Origin of the sequence: Tunturibacter empetritectus (genome assembly GCF_040358985.1) — a bacterium.
GTDB lineage: Bacteria > Acidobacteriota > Terriglobia > Terriglobales > Acidobacteriaceae > Edaphobacter > Edaphobacter empetritectus.
Genome location: NZ_CP132932.1, coordinates 634,050 through 650,316, shown reverse-complemented (window position 1 = coordinate 650,316; position 16,267 = coordinate 634,050). Strand labels below are relative to the sequence as shown.

Genomic DNA, 16,267 nt, shown 5'->3' with positions numbered 1-16,267 from the left:
AAGCGCCAATGCAATTGCCTCCGTAAAACTATAGTATTGGCTGATACAGCCATGATCGAGATCGATCCGTATATCATCGACGTTCTTATGCGCGACCTCGTCGGACACGATCGCCGCCCAGCCAGCTTCCTGGTCTATCTTTGGCTCGCAACCGAAGCCGAACAGCGAGGCTCCGAGGTACAGATCGGCTACCGGGAGTTGGCCGAAAACGTCGGCATCAGTAAAAGTGCGGCACAAAGCGCAGTGCGTTGGCTGATCAAGCGCCGCCTTCTCTCCGCTAAAAAAAACAACGCAACGGCTCTACCCACCTACAAGACACTCTCTCCATGGAAGGGGCGAGCCCAACGCTGATCTACTCTCCCGTCAACACTGCAGTTACCAAGCTCCCTGCTTCCCACCAACCCACCAAACCATCCCCACAGTCAGCGTAGGCTGACTCGAAGACAGCATCCCAGGCTTGTTCGTCAAAAAGTACGGCACGTTGCTCCAGTCTCGTCGATACTCAACACGCGTCAAAAACCCATCGCCAAACTTGTACTCATAGGTCCCGGTAAACTCCTTCAGCGCCTGCGTCGTCCCGCTGAAGAGTCCTCCACGATCCGACAGATACTCGGTCCGCCCACCGAGCGCCATCTTCGGCGTCAGCTGATACCGCGCATAAACCGCCCCGCCATCCACATGCGAAGGAGCGGAAGACTCACCAGGAGCCGCATTAGCCCACTCCCGCGAGATCAAATAATCCCCCTCCAGCGACAACGCCAGCTTCGGCGTGGCGTTCCAAGTCACGTAGCTGTCGAAGATATGCTGCTTGCCATCCGGAGCAGGAGTAATCGCCTGCAAACACAGCCCAGGCTGCACCGGAGCAGTGCAGTTCGTAGCCGGCGCGGCATCCGGATGGTCCTGTCCAAGGTAGTAGTTGAAGTTCCAAAGAACACTCTTCGCAGGCTGCGCCGTAAAGCCAAACAGCTCGTCCTTGAACGAGTTCGTAGGCTCCGACTGGTCTGTTCCATTCACCAGCCAGTAGTTCACCGCCAGCTTGTCATTCACCTTGTAGCTGGTCCGGACGCCGGCGTGATAGAACGGCAGATAGTTGAAGAAGAACGATCGCGAGTAGTTCACCTGGTCCTTCGTATAGTTGCCTTCAATCCCCAGCGAGCTCGCCCACTTGCCCACGTCCACTGTCAGTCCTTTTCCCAGAGGAACGACGTATGTTCCATACACTTGGAAGATATTCCGGTAGATATCCGGTCGAGGCTCGTTCTGCGGACTGCCCTGCAGCGTCTCTGTCGCCTGCCCAAACTGCAGATCCAGCCGGACCCCATAACGCCTGCCCGCCGCAACATCCGGGTCGAGCGCAAGCACGACATCAGCCTGGTTGATGCTGAACGCATTGCTCAGCACATCGTAGGCCCGCAGATACTGCACCCGTCCAATCGGATGATTGAAGTCGTAGTCGTAGTAACCATCAAAGGTGTAGTTCAGCGTAGCTCCGCCGGGCAGTTGTGTCGGAAGGACCGAAGCGACGGGAGAGATTGGTGCTGGAGTGCTCTGCGTATTCACTGTTGTGGACGACGGTATAGTTGCTGCTACGCTGCTGCTCGACACACTCTCCACGCTGCTGCGAACATCCGCAGCAGGGCCAACCAGCACAGCCGGCCTCAGCGTCGCCACTTCCGTCGTTGTCACCCGTTGCTCCTTGTGCAACTCCGCCTCCAGCGCGCTCACACGCTGCGCCAGATCGCGCACTGTCTGCCTCAATTCTTGAACGTCGGCATTTGTAGGCGCAGTCGTCGTTGTCTGCGCGGCTGCTTCAAATCCCGAGAAGACAACAAGAAAAAGAGAAAAAAGGATAAGTCGATTGAAGCAACGCATAGGCACGCCTCTCGCAAACGCGTTAAGCAAAACACGTTTGCAGTAAATTGATCGTAAAGGGCATCACTTCTTCTCGAGTCTTTTTCTGAGACTATGTCCTGCCGGATGGGCTCCCTGCGCGGGAGGCGGTCACTTCGTGACTTGTATACCGCTTCGCCTGGCGCTCCCGTTGGTCGCGAGGATGATGATTCCGACCAACGGGAAGACCACGCGAAGCTTTAAAAAAGCGTGCGAACGCCCGCCTTCCGCGCAGGAGGCCTGTCCGGCAGGACAGATGCCTTGCATCGCATCTCATAGGTAAACTGAACGAAGTGGCCTCCACCTACACCCTCAAGCAACGCCTCGCCCTCGCCCTCGTCCCCCGCCTCGCGAGCGCGACCATACACGTCCTCGGCATGACCCTTCGCTTCGAAGACGTCCGCGACCCTGGCGCACCCCTTGGCTTCGACGCCCCCCCCCCAGCCGTCTACGCCTTCTGGCACCGCTGCCTGCTTACCAGCGCTTGGCACTTCCGCAACCACGACATCGCCATTCTCATCAGCCCCAGCTTCGATGGCGAACTCATCGCCCGCACCGTCGAGCGCCTCGGCTACATGGCCATTCGAGGTTCCAGCTCGCGGTCAGGCTCCCTAGGCCTGCGCAACATGCACAAGGCTTATCTCGACGGTCACTACTGCGCCATCACGGCCGACGGCCCCCGCGGCCCCGCCATGATCGCCAAACCGGGCGTCACCCAGCTCGCCCAGCTCGTCGAAAGTCCGGTCGGAACCTTTTACGTCCTCCCCGAGCGAGCCTGGCAGCTTCGCTCCTGGGACCGCTTCCTCATCCCCAAACCATTCTCAAGAGTCTTCATAGGCTGGCCCCTGCTGACGACCGCCAACGAGGAAGCCGTTCAGGCCGCTCTTGATCGCGCGGTCGAGCTGGCCAAATCCCGAATCAGCAATCCCCTAAAATAAAGTTGAAAAGTTGGCGTATTTTCGTCGTCAAAATTCACCATGCAAAACACCACGTTGTCATCACGTTTCACCACACAACTCACCACGTTTTCACCACAAAAATCGACATAGATTTGCTCGTATCCGACTTCAATTTCGACCTGCCCGAAGAGCTGATAGCCCAGTCCCCACCGGCGATTCGCGGCTCCAGCCGCATGCTCCTCTTCGACCGGATCACCGGCCAGTACCACGACAATTTTTTTCGCAATCTACCCCAAATTCTCCAACCCGGCGACCTCCTTATCCTCAATGACAGCCGTGTTTTACCGGGCCGCCTCTACGCCACCCGCGCCCGCAGCCAACAAACCCAACACAGCTCCCCCGATCCCACAGGTCGCATCGAAGTCCTTCTAACCCAGCAACTTGCCGCCAACGATTGGATCGCCCTCGTCCGCCCGAGCCGCAAGATTCAGCTTGGCGAACGCCTCCTCTTCCACGCCCCCAACGAAGCGAAACCCTTGCTGGAAGCGGAGATCATCTCCGCCTCCGAATTCGGCGAACGTACCCTCCGTTTCTCTCCCACGCCTGACTTCAACGCCATCCTCAACAAAATAGGCCACATGCCGCTCCCCCCGTACATACACCGCGAGGACAGCGATGCCGATCGCGACCGCTACCAGACAGTCTTCTCCCAAGAATCAGGCAGCGCTGCCGCCCCTACCGCCGGCCTCCACTTCACCCCGGAAATCCTGGCCCAACTCAAGCAAAACGGCATCCAGATCGAGACCATCACCCTGCACGTGGGATTGGGAACGTTTCAGCCAGTTCGTGCTGAAAACATTGAGGATATCCGCCTCCACGCCGAACACTACACGCTGCCTGCGACGACCGCGGAGGCCATCAACTCCGCAGTTAGTGAAGGCCGTCGCATCATCGCGGCTGGCACCACCACAACCCGTACGCTTGAACATTGCGCCCAGATGTCTGCAGGAAGTTTTCTTGAACCTCACTCGGGCCAGACGAGCATCTTCATCAGTCCTGGCTATAAGTTCAAGATTGTGAGCGGTCTGCTGACAAACTTCCATCTTCCACAATCTACGTTGCTTATGCTGGTTAGCGCCTTTGCGGGCGCTGCTGGCGGAAGGGAAGCGGTACTCGCAGCTTATGCTCACGCCGTCGAGCAGAGGTACCGCTTTTTCAGTTATGGCGACTGCATGCTTCTTCTTTAGGTTGCCTGCATTAAGACTGGTTTTATTCTAAGAAAAATTGAGTGTGGTTTTCTGGGCCCTAAAGTGGTTTTTGCAGGGGGTTTTTGGAAAAAGTGGTGTGCACGACGTGGTTTTTTGCATGGTAGAACGTGGTGAAGTGCGTGGTAGAACGTGGTGAGAAACCGCACTTAAATCAGGGTCGAAAAACATGCCACGATATTCAACTTTATTTTTTTGAGAACTGAGGCGGCGGCCCATCTTGGGCGGTCACATGTCCAGCTGCAACGCGCTACCATCAGACAGCATGGCAAAGACACCCGACACCAAAGCATCTTCCGAGCAGAAGCCCCCGATCTACCTTCTGGACAGCATGGCTTTTATCTTCCGCGCATACCACGCGATGCAACGTCAGCGCCCTATGTCCACCCGGAGCGGCATTCCCACGGCGGCGACCTATGTCTTCGTGAATATGATCAACAAGCTTCGCAAAGACTTTTCTCCTCACTATCTTGCTGCCGTCTACGACCTGTCCGGTCCGGTCTTCCGCGACGAGCGTGCTCGCGAGATGAAGTCGGTGAAGAAGTTCAATATCAAGACCCAGCAGTTTGAAGAGATCGATTATCTTGGCTACAAAGCCAACCGAACAGAGATGCCAGCGGACCTTGCACAACAGCTTCCCTTCATTCGCCGTGCCCTTGAAGCCTTTCGCATCCCAATTCTTAGTTACGAGGGATTCGAGGCGGACGACGTAATAGGAACACTGTCTTGCAAGCTCTCTGCTCTGGGCCACAAGGTCTACGTAGTCTCGTCCGATAAGGATATGATGCAGCTCGTCAATGAAGACGTGTTGATTCTCAATCCAACGAAGGACAACCTCATTCTCGACAGTGCGGGTGTTGAGGCTGCGCTTGGTGTCCTGCCAGAACGTGTCATTGATGTGATGGCTCTGCGCGGCGACTCTATCGATAACATTCCTGGGGCGCCGGGCATCGGCGATAAAGGCTCGGTCGAGCTAATTCAGCAGTTCGGCACCGTCGAGGCCGCACTTGATCGCGCGGATGAAGTAAAGCGAAAGACGTATCGGGAATCACTGCAAAACAATCGCGACAATATTCTCCTCTCCAAGGAACTCGTGACGATTCACACTGGCGTGCCTATCGAATATGAACTGGACGATATGCTTACCCAGGCGCCAGACAATGCTGCATGCCGCGAACTTTTCTCGGAACTCGAGTTCACAACTTTGCTGAAGGAGCTTGCTCCTTCTACGTCCAACGCTCCCCTTACCTACAATCTGCAACCTACACCGGAGCAGATAGCGGCGCTACTTGCTGATGCTCGTTCCATTGATCTTTCCGGAAGAGTCAATGGTTTGACTGTGGCTGTTTTTGAGGATGCCCGGGCTCTTGCAGAAGAGGTCGCCACGGATTTGTCCACAGAGCAAGAGACTGAGCCCGAGCCGCCCCCATCGCAATCCATGTCACTCTTTGAAACTCCGGAGCCAAAGAGTCCGGAGCCTAAGGTTTCGACAGGTGCATCAGTTTTCCAGATTGGTTTAACGACATCTGCTGATTTCGCCATAGTCGTCTCTCTTCACGCGCCTGGTTTGAGAGAGGCGCTGGAAGATCCGACCCTTCCGAAGCACGCCCACGACCTCAAAGCGGTCCTTCGGGCGCTCGAGCCTCACAGGATCGACCTGGCCGGAGTTCGCGATGACGTCATGCTTTACAGCTACCTCGTCAACCCGACGCATGGCTCTCACACTCTTCCAGACGTTACGGCCCGGTTTACCGATCGCGCCCTAAGCCCTGCCTCAAAGACGCCGACTGAGAGCGAGATTGCCAACCTGCTGCCCGAAGCGGCCAATGCGATCCATCGCCTCTCCGGCACGCTTCGCAGTCAAATTGAATCCGCGCATCTGACGCATATCTACGAGACGATGGATCTGCCGCTGGTTTCTGTTCTGTTGCGGATGGAGCAGGCTGGTGTCCGGATTGACTCCGCGGTTCTTGGTGAGATGTCCTCTCGGCTTGCTGTTGATATCGATAATCTTGCCGAGCGCATTTATGCGGATTCCGGCCATCGTTTCAATATCAACTCGCCCAAACAACTCGGCGAGGTTCTCTTTAACAAGATGCTTCTTCCCAAGCCGATGAAGTATGGCAAGGGCAAAGTCGTCTCTACGGCTCAGGATGTTTTGGAGGAGCTTGCGGAACATCATGCCGTTCCAGCTCTTGTGCTCGAGTATCGTCAACTCGCGAAGCTCAAATCGACCTATATCGACTCGCTTCCACAGCTTACCGATTCGTTGGGACGTGTTCATACCACCTTCAATCAAGTCGGTACGGCGACTGGCCGCCTCTCCAGCACGAATCCAAACCTGCAGAACATTCCTGTTCGCACTGCTCTAGGCCGCGAGATTCGCGCTGCCTTTATTCCTGCTCCGGGAAATGTGCTGATGTCGGCAGACTATTCGCAGATCGAACTGCGCCTGATGGCCCACTTCTCACAGGACCCTTTGTTGCTTGATGCCTATCGAACCGGCAAGGATATTCATACTCTGACCGCGAGCGAGGTGTTTGGCGTTGACGCAGCGACGATGGATAAGGAGACACGCGCTCGTGCCAAGGCTGTCAATTTTGGGATCGTGTATGGCATTAGTCCGTTTGGACTTGCGGCGCAGTTAAACATCGATCAGAAGACTGCCAAGACCTACATTGAGACGTATTTTGACCGGTACAAAGGCGTGCAGCGCTTCATTGAAGAGACACTCGAGACAGTGCGTCGAGATCAATCGGTGAAGACGCACTTTGGCCGAATTCGACCGATCCCGGATATTCAATCTCGCAACCCGAACATGCGTGGATTCGCTGAGCGGACTGCGATTAATACGCCGCTCCAAGGCACTGCTGCTGACCTCATCAAACTAGCAATGCTCAAGATTGATCAGATTATTCGGGATCGCAGGTTGAAATCACAGATGACGCTGCAGGTTCATGACGAGCTGCTCTTTGACGTAGTACCGGAAGAGGTCCAAGAACTTCAGGAACTGGTGAAGCAGGAGATGGAGCATGTTGCCGAGTTCTCCATTCCGATTGTTGCCGATGTGGGCGTTGGGCCTAACTGGCGCGACATAAAATAGCACTCTTTTGTCTCTGCATAAGCATCAACACGCTGTGCTGATCGCGTCGTGCGGGTAAGTGACAGCGAGGCGAGTTTTCCTAGGCAGTTGGCGGTAGCATGGCTAGACAAGCCATGACTGACGCAAGCGTTCTCCCTCCCCAGATTTTGCTGCATATTGCCCAAACTCTCAACCTCCCGATGCATGGTCTGGTAGCGGTGATTACGCTTCTAGATGAGGGAGGGACTGTTCCTTTTATTGCGCGGTATCGCAAGGAGGCTACTGGCAATCTCGATGAGGTGCAGATTCGCGATATCGAGGAGAAGCTCGCTTACTTCCGCGATCTAGCTGCGCGGCGAGCTACGATACTGGCTTCGATTACGGAGCAGGGCAAGCTGAACGATGAGTTAAAAGTGCGGATCGAGGCGACTCTTGATAAGAGCGAGTTGGAGGATCTGTATCTTCCGTATCGACCCAAGCGAAGGACGAAGGCGGCGATCGCTCGAGAGAAGGGGTTGGAGCCGCTTGCGCTCTATCTGTGGGAGCAGACGATTGCGGATGAGCCGCTGAGCTTGATGGCTCCGCGATTCGTCGATGGCGAGAAGGGTGTGGCTTCGGTCGAGGAGGCCCTCGAGGGCGCGAGACATATCGTCGCTGAGATGATCAGCGAGAGTGCAGACTTGCGAAAGGCCGTTCGTGCGCTGATGTTTGATGAAGGCGTCGTTGTGAGTCGTAAGGCGATGGACGCGGTGGATGAGCAGGAGAAGTTCAAGATGTACTACGAGTATCGCGAGGCGGTGAAGACGATTCCGTCACATCGGATGCTTGCGATTCGTCGAGGTGAGAGCGAGAACGTTCTTTATTTTTTGATTGAGTTGGAGTCGGCACGAGCGTTGAATGTGCTGCGCCATGGGGTGTTGCGAGGGCAGGGGGATTGGACGCCGCAGCTGGAGCTGGCCGTTGAGGATTGCTGGTCGCGGCTGCTGAACTCGTCGATTCAAGGGGAGTTGCGGCTGGAGTTGAAGAAGCGCTCGGATCTGGATGCGATCCAGGTGTTCCGAGAAAATTTGCACCATCTGTTGCTGGCACCGCCGGCGGGGCCGATCTCGGTGCTGGGGATTGACCCGGGGCAGAGGACCGGGTGCAAGATTGCGGTGGTGGATGAGACGGGGAAGTTCCTCGCCAATGATGTGCTGTATCTGCATACGTCGAAGGGCGCAGCCGAGGCGGCGGGGAAGACGCTTGAGGCTCTGGTGGTGAAGCACCAGGTGAGGGCGATTGCGATTGGGAATGGGACGGCTTCGCGGGAGACGGATGCGTTTGTGCGGGAGTTTCTGCGGGAGCGCGGGCTGGAGAATATCTTCTCGGTGACGGTGAGCGAGTCGGGCGCGAGCATCTATTCGGCTTCGGATGTGGCGCGGCAGGAGTTTCCGGATCTCGACCTGACGGTGCGCGGGGCGATCTCAATCGCGCGGCGATTGCAGGATCCTCTTTCGGAGCTGGTGAAGGTCGATCCGAAGTCGATTGGCGTTGGGCAGTATCAGCATGATGTGGATCAGAGGCAGTTGCAGCAGTCGCTGGAGACGGTGATTGAGAGCTGCGTGAATCGGGTTGGGGTTGACCTGAATACCTCGTCGTGGACTTTGCTGCGGTATGTTTCGGGCGTGACGGAGCGGACGGCGCTGAATATCGTGAGTTACCGGAACGAGCATGGACGGTTTCGTTCGCGGACGCAGTTGATGAAGGTCCCTGGAATCGGGGCGAAGACGTTTGAGCAGGCTGCGGGATTTCTGCGGATTCGTGATGGAGAGAATCCGCTGGATATGACTGCGGTTCATCCGGAGTCTTATGCGGTTGTAGAGCAGATTGCGGCTTCGTTGAAGTCTCCGGTGGAGGAGCTGATCAAAAGTCCGCAGCTGCTGGAGAAGGTGGATAAGAGCGCGGTTTCGGCGGGGAGTTTTACGCTGAACGACATTCTGGAGGAGTTGAAGAAGCCGGGGCGCGATCCTCGAGATAAATTTGTTGCGCCTAGCTTTAACGAGAGTGTGCGGGAGCTGTCGGATGTGATGGCTGAGATGGTGCTGGAAGGCGTGGTGACGAATGTGACCAAGTTTGGCGCGTTCGTCGATATCGGGGTGCACCAAGATGGGCTGGTGCATATCAGTGAGCTGTCGGTGAAGTTCATCAAGGATCCCTCTGAGGCGGTGAAGGCTGGACAGATTGTGAAGGTGAAGGTGCTGTCCGTCGATGCGAAGACGAAGCGGATTGCGCTCTCGATCAAGGCACTGCATGAGAGGGGGCCGAGGGGTGTTCGTCCTGCGGACGGTGGTGCTCGTGGTGGCTCGTCGTCGAAGGAGCAGGGGCTGAAGGGACAGGGAAGACCTACGGTGAAGACCCAGGTTCAGGTGAACGCTCGTGCTGTTGCTCCGGCGAAGGCTCCGATCTCTTTCGACGACAAGCTGGCCATGCTTTCTTCCAAGTGGAAGGGGTAATAGTATCGTTTCTTATCGGCTGGAGAGTACCCCCTCCCCCTTCCCCTATTACCCGCGTGTAAGTTATTTGTAGTCAGGTGCTTGCGGGCTGTGCATGTCTAAGTGGTGATTTGGGTAGTGCGGGCGTGCCAGATGTCTAGCAGGGTGGAGGCGATGGTGAAGATGACGGGGCCGAGGATGATTCCGAGGGGACCGAAGACTGCGATGCCTCCGAGGATGGTGATGAGGATGATGGCAGTGTGGGAGCGCAGGTGGCTGCCGATGAGGGTGGGATAGAGGATGTTGTCGATGGTGCTGACGATGAGTCCACCCCAGATGGCGAGCAGGGCGGCCTTGCCCCAGTGGCCGTTGAGGCCGAGGTAGATGGCGATGGGTCCCCAGACGAGGAAGGCTCCGAAGGCCGGAATCATGGCGAAGGCGGTGAGGGTGATGGACCAGAGGATGACGCCGGGAACGCCGAGAGTCCAAAAGGCGAGGCCGGCGAGGACTCCCTGTACGAGTGCGATGGCTAGGCGGCCAAGGAAGGTGGCGTAGATGGTGTCGTCGATGCGCTCGAGCAGTTCGCTGGACTCGTCATCGCGGAGGGGGATGAGGGAGCGCAGGGCGGTGAGGGCAAGCTGGCGGTCGCGAAAGAGGAAGAAGAGGAGGAAGAGCATGACGACCATCTCGGTGATGAGGTGGACGGAGTTGCCGAGGATCATGGCCGCCTTGCTGCCGACGTAGGCTGCGGTGGTGCGGGCGGCGTTGTTGACGTCGATGGAGGCGGAGAAGGCTTCGATGCGATTGGCGAGTGCGGGGTGATTGCCGATGTAGTCGGTGACAAGGTTCTGGGTGTTGGGATTGCGGAGGGAGACGATGGCGCGGAGGGCTTGTTCGCCTAGCTCCTGTGCGAGGAAGAATGCTGGGACGATGACGGCGAGGATGACGAGGAGGAGAGCGACGGTGGCGCAGGTGGTGCGGTGGGGGATGCGGGTGGAGAGCCAGTTGTAGGGAATCTCGGTAACGACCGCGAGCACGATGGCTCCGACGATGGCAGAGAAGAAGGGCTGGAGGATGAAGGCGCAGAGGATGAGGACCGCGAGGGTGAGAAGGTAGAGGGTGATCTGTCTCCAAGGCGGGGATTCTCTGCCTTCTTGCATGAGGTAAACGCTCCAGTGGTTGGATTAGATGCGAATGTAACTGGTATGGGCTGAGATTAGAATACGTGGTCTGTTGACGAATTTAGGAATGTTCGGGGAGGTTGGCGGATGGCGCATCTTGAACCCTGGCTTGCAGTGGGCGTGTTGCTGTCGACGGCGGCAACCGACGCTGTCTACGTGATGTTCAACGCGGCGGTTTCGTCGCAGCGACGATTGCCGGCGGCTACATGGAGCAGCGTGTGGTATTTGTTGTCGGCGTTTGCGGTGATCAGTTATACGAAGAACTGGGTTTATGTCTGCTTTGCGGCGGTGGGGTCGTGGATCGGGGCTTATGTGTCGATGACGGTGTTGCGGCAGGCGAAGGGGCCTCGGGGGCCGGAGGCGGTTTAGGGTTGAAGGTGGGGCGATGCGATTGAGGACGGTCGTCCTTCTCCACCCCCACGAGCAGAAGCGCTCGTCGGGGACCCCGGTTCGGACGATGCCCACATCTCAAAATCGAGATATGGGGCACCCGATTGGTCGGGATTGTCAGCGTTTTTTGAGGGCTTCGAGTTCGTCGAGGGTTCGGGGCCAGTCTTTGCCGAGGAGGCGCGAGAGGCTGCGGTCGGCGAGGACTTTGCCGTCGGTCTGGCATTGGGCGCAGTAGTTGGTCTCGTTGTCGGCGTAGCGGATGCGCTGGATGGGCTGGCCGCAGGTGGGGCAGGGTTGGCCGAAGCGCCCGTGAACGGCCATGTCTTTGCGGAAGGCGGTGACTTTTTCGGGGAATGCCTCGGCCCCTTCGGCGTTGAGGCGAGCTATCCAGAGTTGCATGGTGCTGCGGGTGGCGTTGTAGAGGCGCTGCCACTGGTCTGGAGTGAGCTTTGCGGTTTGCAGGATAGGAGACAACTGAGCGGCGTGGAGGATCTCGTCGGAGTAGGCGTTGCCGATGCCGGAGAGGATGCGGGGATCGGTGAGGGCTCGCTTGAGAGTACGGTTTTCGGTCGTGAGGGCAGTGCGGAAGTCTTCGAGGTTGGGGCTGAAGGTGTCGCGTTGGAAGAGCTCGAGGCCGCCGGGGTCGATCTCTTGCGCGGCGGCCTGGTTGGCGAAGAGGTGGAGGGAGGCTCGGCGTTTGGAGCCGGCTTCAGTGAGGACTAGGGAGCCGTTGGGGAAGTCGAAGGCGGCGAGGTTGTTGCGGCCGCCGAGTTTTGCGCCAAGGGGACGCCAGTGGAGACGGCCGGCGATCATGAGGTGAAGGACTAACCAGATGCCGTTGTCGAACTCGAAGACGATGCGTTTGCCGATGCGGTGGAGTGCTCGGATTGTGTGACTTTCGACTTCTTCGATGCGAGGTTGGACGGTACGGAGAAGGAAGGGGCTTGCAATGCGGAGTTGGGTGAGTGGCTGGCCGAGGATGCGGGACTCAAGCGCGTTGAGATAGGCGGTGATGTCGGGTAGCTCTGGCATGGCAACCGGTTCGGATGAATGGTTAGATGGTTTTTTCGATGACGGAGTCGGGTTGCTGGGCGTACTCGGCCCAGGAGCCGTCGTAGAGGCTTACGTGTTTTGCGCCGGCTAGTTCGAGGCCGAGGGAGATGACGGCGGCAGTGACTCCGGAGCCGCAGGTGGTGGTGATGGGTTGGTGGAGGTCTACTTTTTTTCCGGCAAAGTATTCGCGGAGTTTGTCGGCGGGTTTTAGGCGGCCGTCTTCTACGAGGTCGGTGAAGGGGACGCTGATGGCTCCGGGCATGTGGCCGGAGGAGAGGTTGGGGCGCGGCTCGGGTGCGGTGCCGTTGAAGCGGGCGGCGGAGCGGGCGTCGAGGATTTGTTTTTGGCTGTTGAGTTCGGCTTTGAGTTGGGCGAGGTCCTTTACGGCTTCGTGTTTGAGCTTAGCGTGGAAGCTGGCGGGGGCGTGGTGGACGGGGCCGGTTTCGGTGGGGAGGTTGGCTTCGGTCCAGGCGAGGAGGCCGCCGTCGAGGATATGGACATCCTTCGCGCCCATCGTGCGGAGCATCCACCAGGCTCGGGGGGCGGAGAAGACGCCTTGCTGCTCGTAGATGACGATGGTCGCGTTGTCGGCGACGCCAAGGGTGGACATGCTGCGGGCGAAGGCGTCGGCGGTGGGCAGCATGTGGGGGAGTGAGGTGGTGTGGTCAGAGAGGTCTTCGATGTCGAAGAAGATGGCGCCGGGGATGTGGTTGGCAAGATAGCGGGCGTGGGTGTCGATGGGTGGGGTGACGCCTACGGGAGGGAGGGTGGCGTCGAGGATGATGGTGCCGGGGTCTTCGAGGTGGGCGGCCAGCCATGCGGCGGTGACGAGGGGGTTCATGGAGATTAGATTACTGCGTACGCGGGGTGGAGTGAGTGCGGTGGTCCTTCTCCACCCCCACGAGCAGAAGCGCTCGTCGGGGACCCCGGTTCGGACGATGCCCAAACATCAGAATCGATGTATGGGGCACCCGGCACCCGGCGCCGAAAGGATTGCCGCAGTCTACGCCTAGCGGGAAAGTGATCTGGGTATAAGATTCTCGATCAAAGGAGAAAACTTATGATACGTCGACTCTTTCTGTCACGGTTTGCTCAGTTGGCGGCTTTGCCTCTTGCTTTGGGTGGTGGTTCTCTTGTGGGGCAAACTCAGCATAAGACACTGAAGATCATGATGAAGAGCGCGTGGGGCTCTGACGATCCGACCAAGGCGGCGTTCCCCTTTCTGCATGGGCTGGCGCTCGCGGAAGCTGGACACGAGGTGCAGTTTTTCCTGCTGGGAGAGGCAGTTGGATTGATGCGAAAGACGCTTGCGAATGCGGTTACGCCAGTCGGATGGCCGCCTGTGGGTGAGACGCTGGATAAGCTCGCCGCGAAGCATATTACGATCTACGCCTGTGGGACGTGCTCCCGTGCGAGAGGAGTGACTGAGGCGGATTTGAATAACTATGGGGCGAAGTTTGGTAACCCGACGATCTTTGTGTCGCTGGTGGAGTGGGCGGATCGGGTGATCACGGAGTAGGGAGTCGGGGTTGGAGTGCGGTCCTTCGGACGATGCCCATACATCAGAATCGATGTATGGGGCACCCGGTCAATCTATGACTGTCTCAAAGGAGAGTTGAATCCAAACATTTCATTAAGGAGTACTAGAAGCCGAAGTCCGCTCCAAACTGTCTTTACAAATTCATCTGGATCAACTTTGGTTTTGCTTGAGATAACTTGTAACGGGTGAACGGCGTTTCGGAAGCCTCTAAGTTGATGCATTAGCTCATGATTTCTTTTGGCATCCCAAGTATTCTCTTTAACTTGTCTCGTCATGCGATCGCGATTTTCTCCTCTCAAAAAAGGAAAAACATCTTCGAGAATTAGGAGATCTATCTTTTGTTGGAGGCCTGATGTGCGAAATAGCTTTAGGTTGTCAGTAATTTCGATTAGTTCTGAGAAGTAAAGTATAGGGATATCTACACTGATTCTTTCTGCTTTTCGTGACTGATCCTTCTCTGCTTTTTCCCAAACTTTCGATTTTCGTGCATTACTCGAGTGTTCGAGTACGAGCGCTAACAAAAGGGACTCTAAAATGGACCCAAGAAGGATATTGGTACTTAGTGGACAAGCATATTTCCGAACTTTATTGAGTTCGTCCATGTAGCTTAGAGTTACTCTGAACAATTTCTTACGATCTTCAAGATAATCACCCTCAAAACCACGCATGTTTCTAATTCCTGCGTACAAAGCGTTCAGCTCTGCTTCAAAAGCGTCCTCGGCAGTTTTCGATCGGTCCATTTTTTTGCTGCGCATCTATCCCTCGATTTGCAACCTCACGAATAACATTCATAGTTCCATGGCGAATTGGTGGGTGGGGTCGTAGAGGGTGGGTTTGGGTTCGGTGGAGAGGTCGAGGATGAGGCGCTCTAGGACTAAGAGTTTGTTGGCGGGGGAGCTGCGGAGTTCGAGGTCGGCGCGGGCTACGAGGCGGATGGCGCGGGTGAGTTCGCGGCGTGATTTGTAGCGGCGGGCTTGTTTGATGAGGTCTTCGGCGGCGAAGGGGGGCATGCGGAAGCCCTGCCAGAGGACCTGCCAGATGGCGCGAGGGTCGCGCACGTTTTTCTCCGAGATGATGAGCATCTGGCGGAAGGTGCGGGCGAGCATGTAGAGATGGCCGATGGCGGCGTCTTCGCCACCGTCGGAGGCGTTGAGGAGGCCGTGGAGGAGCAGGAGGGCGCGGGGGCGGTCCTTGGCGGAGATGGCGTCGGTGAGCTCGTAGAGGGAGCGCTGCTTGGCGGCGAGGACCATGGTTTCGACGTCGCCGAGGGTGACGCGGTTCTTTCCTTCGACGTAGAGGAGGAGCTTTTCGAACTCGCTGGCGATGAGCATCATGTCGGCGCCGAGGGAGTCGACGAGCTCGCGGGCGGCGTCGGGGTCGAACTTTATGTTGCGGGATTCGGCGGTGGTGGTGACCCATTTGATGGCGTCGTTTTCGTCGACGCGGGCTAGCTCTACCGTGCTGCACCAGTCGCCTAAGGTCTCGCGGATTTTCTCGTAGCGATCCTTGTCCTGATAGTCCATCTTGCGGAGGTCGGTGGGGATGCGGAGGTGGTCGGCGACGAAGAGGAGGAGGGCTGAAGGGTTGGGCGAGCGGAAGTAGGCGTCGATTGCCGCAAACTCTTCTTTTTTGCTGCCGCGGCCGTAGAGGTTTTTGAGGTTGCGGACGAAGAGGACCTGGAAGGGCGCCATGAGGGAGGGGGTCTGGGCGCGGTCGAGTACCTCGAAGATGCTGGTGTCGGCGAGGTCGAGGTCGTGGAGGCAGAAGTCGCGGGTGTCTTCGGGGGCCAGGGTGGCGAGGACGGCTTTGCGGCAGCGGTCGTAGAGGAAGACCTCGTCGCCGAGGAGGACGTAGGCGGGACGGAGGGTAGCTTGGGAGGCGATCTCTGTGACAAAGCGATCGACGCTGGCGAAGGATTTGAGAGAGGCCATTAGAAGGACTCCAGCATATCGCTTACGACGGCCTGGGCGAAGTCTTTTGCGACGCGGTTGACGGCGTGGTTATCTTCCTGGATGAAGCCGGAGAGGTCCTGGGTGGATTGGTACTGCTCGCGGTAGACGAAGGCGTCGTTGCGGTAGAGGGTGTGGCCGTCGTGGGCGGTGAGGAGGACTTTGGCGGTGATGGTGATGAGGTAGCTGGAGGATTGTCCGGTGGCTCCGTCGTAGGTGAGGGGGGAGATGGTCTGGGTGAGGATGGTGCCGTGGAGGGTGGCGTCGGCGGAGTCTGAATCGGAGGTGAGGATGCGGTATTTGGTGCGGGTGTTGAGCTCGCGGATGGTGGCTTGGGTGAAGGCCATCTCGGTGTGGAAGGCCTGGGCGTTGGTGACGAAGACGGGGACGGCGAGAGTGCGGACGCTGGCGGGGAGGTGGGTCGCGGAGCCGGCCTGGTGGTAGCCGCAGCCGGTGAGCGTGAGGAGAAGGATCGGGGTGAGGAGGCGCATGCGTCTGTTTCTATTGTCGCATTGGTCCGGTGGCGGGTTTTTTTTGCGGAAAAAGT

The 16,267-nt window shown here is 57.6% G+C and carries 15 protein-coding genes; 8 read left to right on the top strand and 7 right to left on the bottom strand.

The features are described 5' to 3' along the window. The first annotated feature begins 51 nt into the window (after positions 1-51). On the top strand, positions 52-351 hold the full coding sequence (locus RBB75_RS02600; RefSeq protein ID WP_353069423.1) for a helix-turn-helix domain-containing protein: 300 nt from the start codon (positions 52-54) through the stop codon (positions 349-351). Positions 352-375: 24 nt separating this feature from the next. Here RBB75_RS02600 and RBB75_RS02595 read toward each other — a convergent pair whose 3' ends face one another. Beyond that, on the bottom strand, positions 376-1,872 hold the full coding sequence (locus RBB75_RS02595) for a porin (RefSeq protein WP_353069422.1): 1,497 nt from the start codon (positions 1,870-1,872) through the stop codon (positions 376-378). Positions 1,873-2,183: 311 nt separating this feature from the next. Here RBB75_RS02595 and RBB75_RS02590 point away from each other — a divergent pair, with 311 nt between their 5' ends. The 4 genes from RBB75_RS02590 (at position 2,184) to RBB75_RS02575 (ending at position 9,628) form a co-directional block, all read left to right on the top strand. Beyond that, positions 2,184-2,828: a lysophospholipid acyltransferase family protein gene (locus tag RBB75_RS02590; RefSeq protein ID WP_353069421.1), complete on the top strand. Its 645-nt coding sequence runs from the start codon at positions 2,184-2,186 to the stop codon at positions 2,826-2,828. 113 nt (positions 2,829-2,941) lie between these two features. Next, the gene (gene queA / locus RBB75_RS02585; RefSeq protein WP_218884700.1) at positions 2,942-4,036 is read left to right on the top strand and encodes a tRNA preQ1(34) S-adenosylmethionine ribosyltransferase-isomerase QueA; all 1,095 of its coding nucleotides are present in this window, start codon (positions 2,942-2,944) and stop codon (positions 4,034-4,036) included. Between the two features lie 283 nt (positions 4,037-4,319). Further along, the gene (gene polA, locus RBB75_RS02580) at positions 4,320-7,157 is read left to right on the top strand and encodes a DNA polymerase I (protein ID WP_353069420.1); all 2,838 of its coding nucleotides are present in this window, start codon (positions 4,320-4,322) and stop codon (positions 7,155-7,157) included. Between the two features lie 98 nt (positions 7,158-7,255). After that, a complete protein-coding gene (locus tag RBB75_RS02575; RefSeq protein ID WP_257031122.1) occupies positions 7,256-9,628 on the top strand; it encodes a Tex family protein in 2,373 nt (790 codons plus the stop codon). A gap of 98 nt (positions 9,629-9,726) precedes the next feature. Here RBB75_RS02575 and RBB75_RS02570 read toward each other — a convergent pair whose 3' ends face one another. Next, a complete protein-coding gene (locus tag RBB75_RS02570; RefSeq protein ID WP_179639215.1) occupies positions 9,727-10,767 on the bottom strand; it encodes an AI-2E family transporter in 1,041 nt (346 codons plus the stop codon). Between the two features lie 108 nt (positions 10,768-10,875). Here RBB75_RS02570 and RBB75_RS02565 point away from each other — a divergent pair, with 108 nt between their 5' ends. After that, entirely contained in the window at positions 10,876-11,157 is a 282-nt protein-coding gene (locus RBB75_RS02565) for a hypothetical protein (RefSeq protein ID WP_179639214.1), read from the top strand. A 138-nt stretch (positions 11,158-11,295) separates the two neighbouring features. On the opposite strand, the gene RBB75_RS02560 is transcribed toward RBB75_RS02565, so the two are convergent. Beyond that, complete coding sequence (locus tag RBB75_RS02560) at positions 11,296-12,210, bottom strand: Fpg/Nei family DNA glycosylase (RefSeq protein ID WP_179639213.1); 915 nt, start codon at positions 12,208-12,210, stop codon at positions 11,296-11,298. Between the two features lie 22 nt (positions 12,211-12,232). Beyond that, positions 12,233-13,072, bottom strand: a complete 840-nt coding sequence (gene sseA, locus RBB75_RS02555; RefSeq protein WP_179639212.1) for a 3-mercaptopyruvate sulfurtransferase — start codon at positions 13,070-13,072, stop codon at positions 12,233-12,235. On the opposite strand from sseA, the gene RBB75_RS02550 reads away from it, so the two are divergent. Together RBB75_RS02550 and RBB75_RS02545 are read left to right on the top strand one after the other, a co-directional pair. Then, a complete protein-coding gene (locus RBB75_RS02550) occupies positions 13,071-13,244 on the top strand; it encodes a hypothetical protein (RefSeq protein WP_179639211.1) in 174 nt (57 codons plus the stop codon). The two genes, sseA and RBB75_RS02550, sit on opposite strands and share 2 nt — an antisense overlap. A gap of 47 nt (positions 13,245-13,291) precedes the next feature. After that, positions 13,292-13,750 carry a DsrE family protein gene (locus RBB75_RS02545; RefSeq protein ID WP_179639210.1) on the top strand — a complete coding sequence of 153 codons (459 nt, stop codon included), beginning with the start codon at positions 13,292-13,294 and terminating at the stop codon, positions 13,748-13,750. 74 nt (positions 13,751-13,824) lie between these two features. On the opposite strand, the gene RBB75_RS02540 is transcribed toward RBB75_RS02545, so the two are convergent. The 3 genes from RBB75_RS02540 to lptE are packed head-to-tail and all read right to left on the bottom strand — an operon-like array spanning position 13,825 to position 16,211. After that, positions 13,825-14,526, bottom strand: coding sequence for a hypothetical protein (locus tag RBB75_RS02540; protein ID WP_353069419.1), 702 nt, complete (start codon positions 14,524-14,526; stop codon positions 13,825-13,827). A 33-nt stretch (positions 14,527-14,559) separates the two neighbouring features. Further along, a complete protein-coding gene (holA, locus tag RBB75_RS02535) occupies positions 14,560-15,702 on the bottom strand; it encodes a DNA polymerase III subunit delta (protein WP_179639208.1) in 1,143 nt (380 codons plus the stop codon). After that, a complete protein-coding gene (lptE, locus tag RBB75_RS02530) occupies positions 15,702-16,211 on the bottom strand; it encodes an LPS assembly lipoprotein LptE (protein ID WP_179639207.1) in 510 nt (169 codons plus the stop codon). The genes holA and lptE overlap by 1 nt, the downstream gene beginning before the upstream one ends. Between the last annotated feature and the right edge of the window lie 56 nt (positions 16,212-16,267).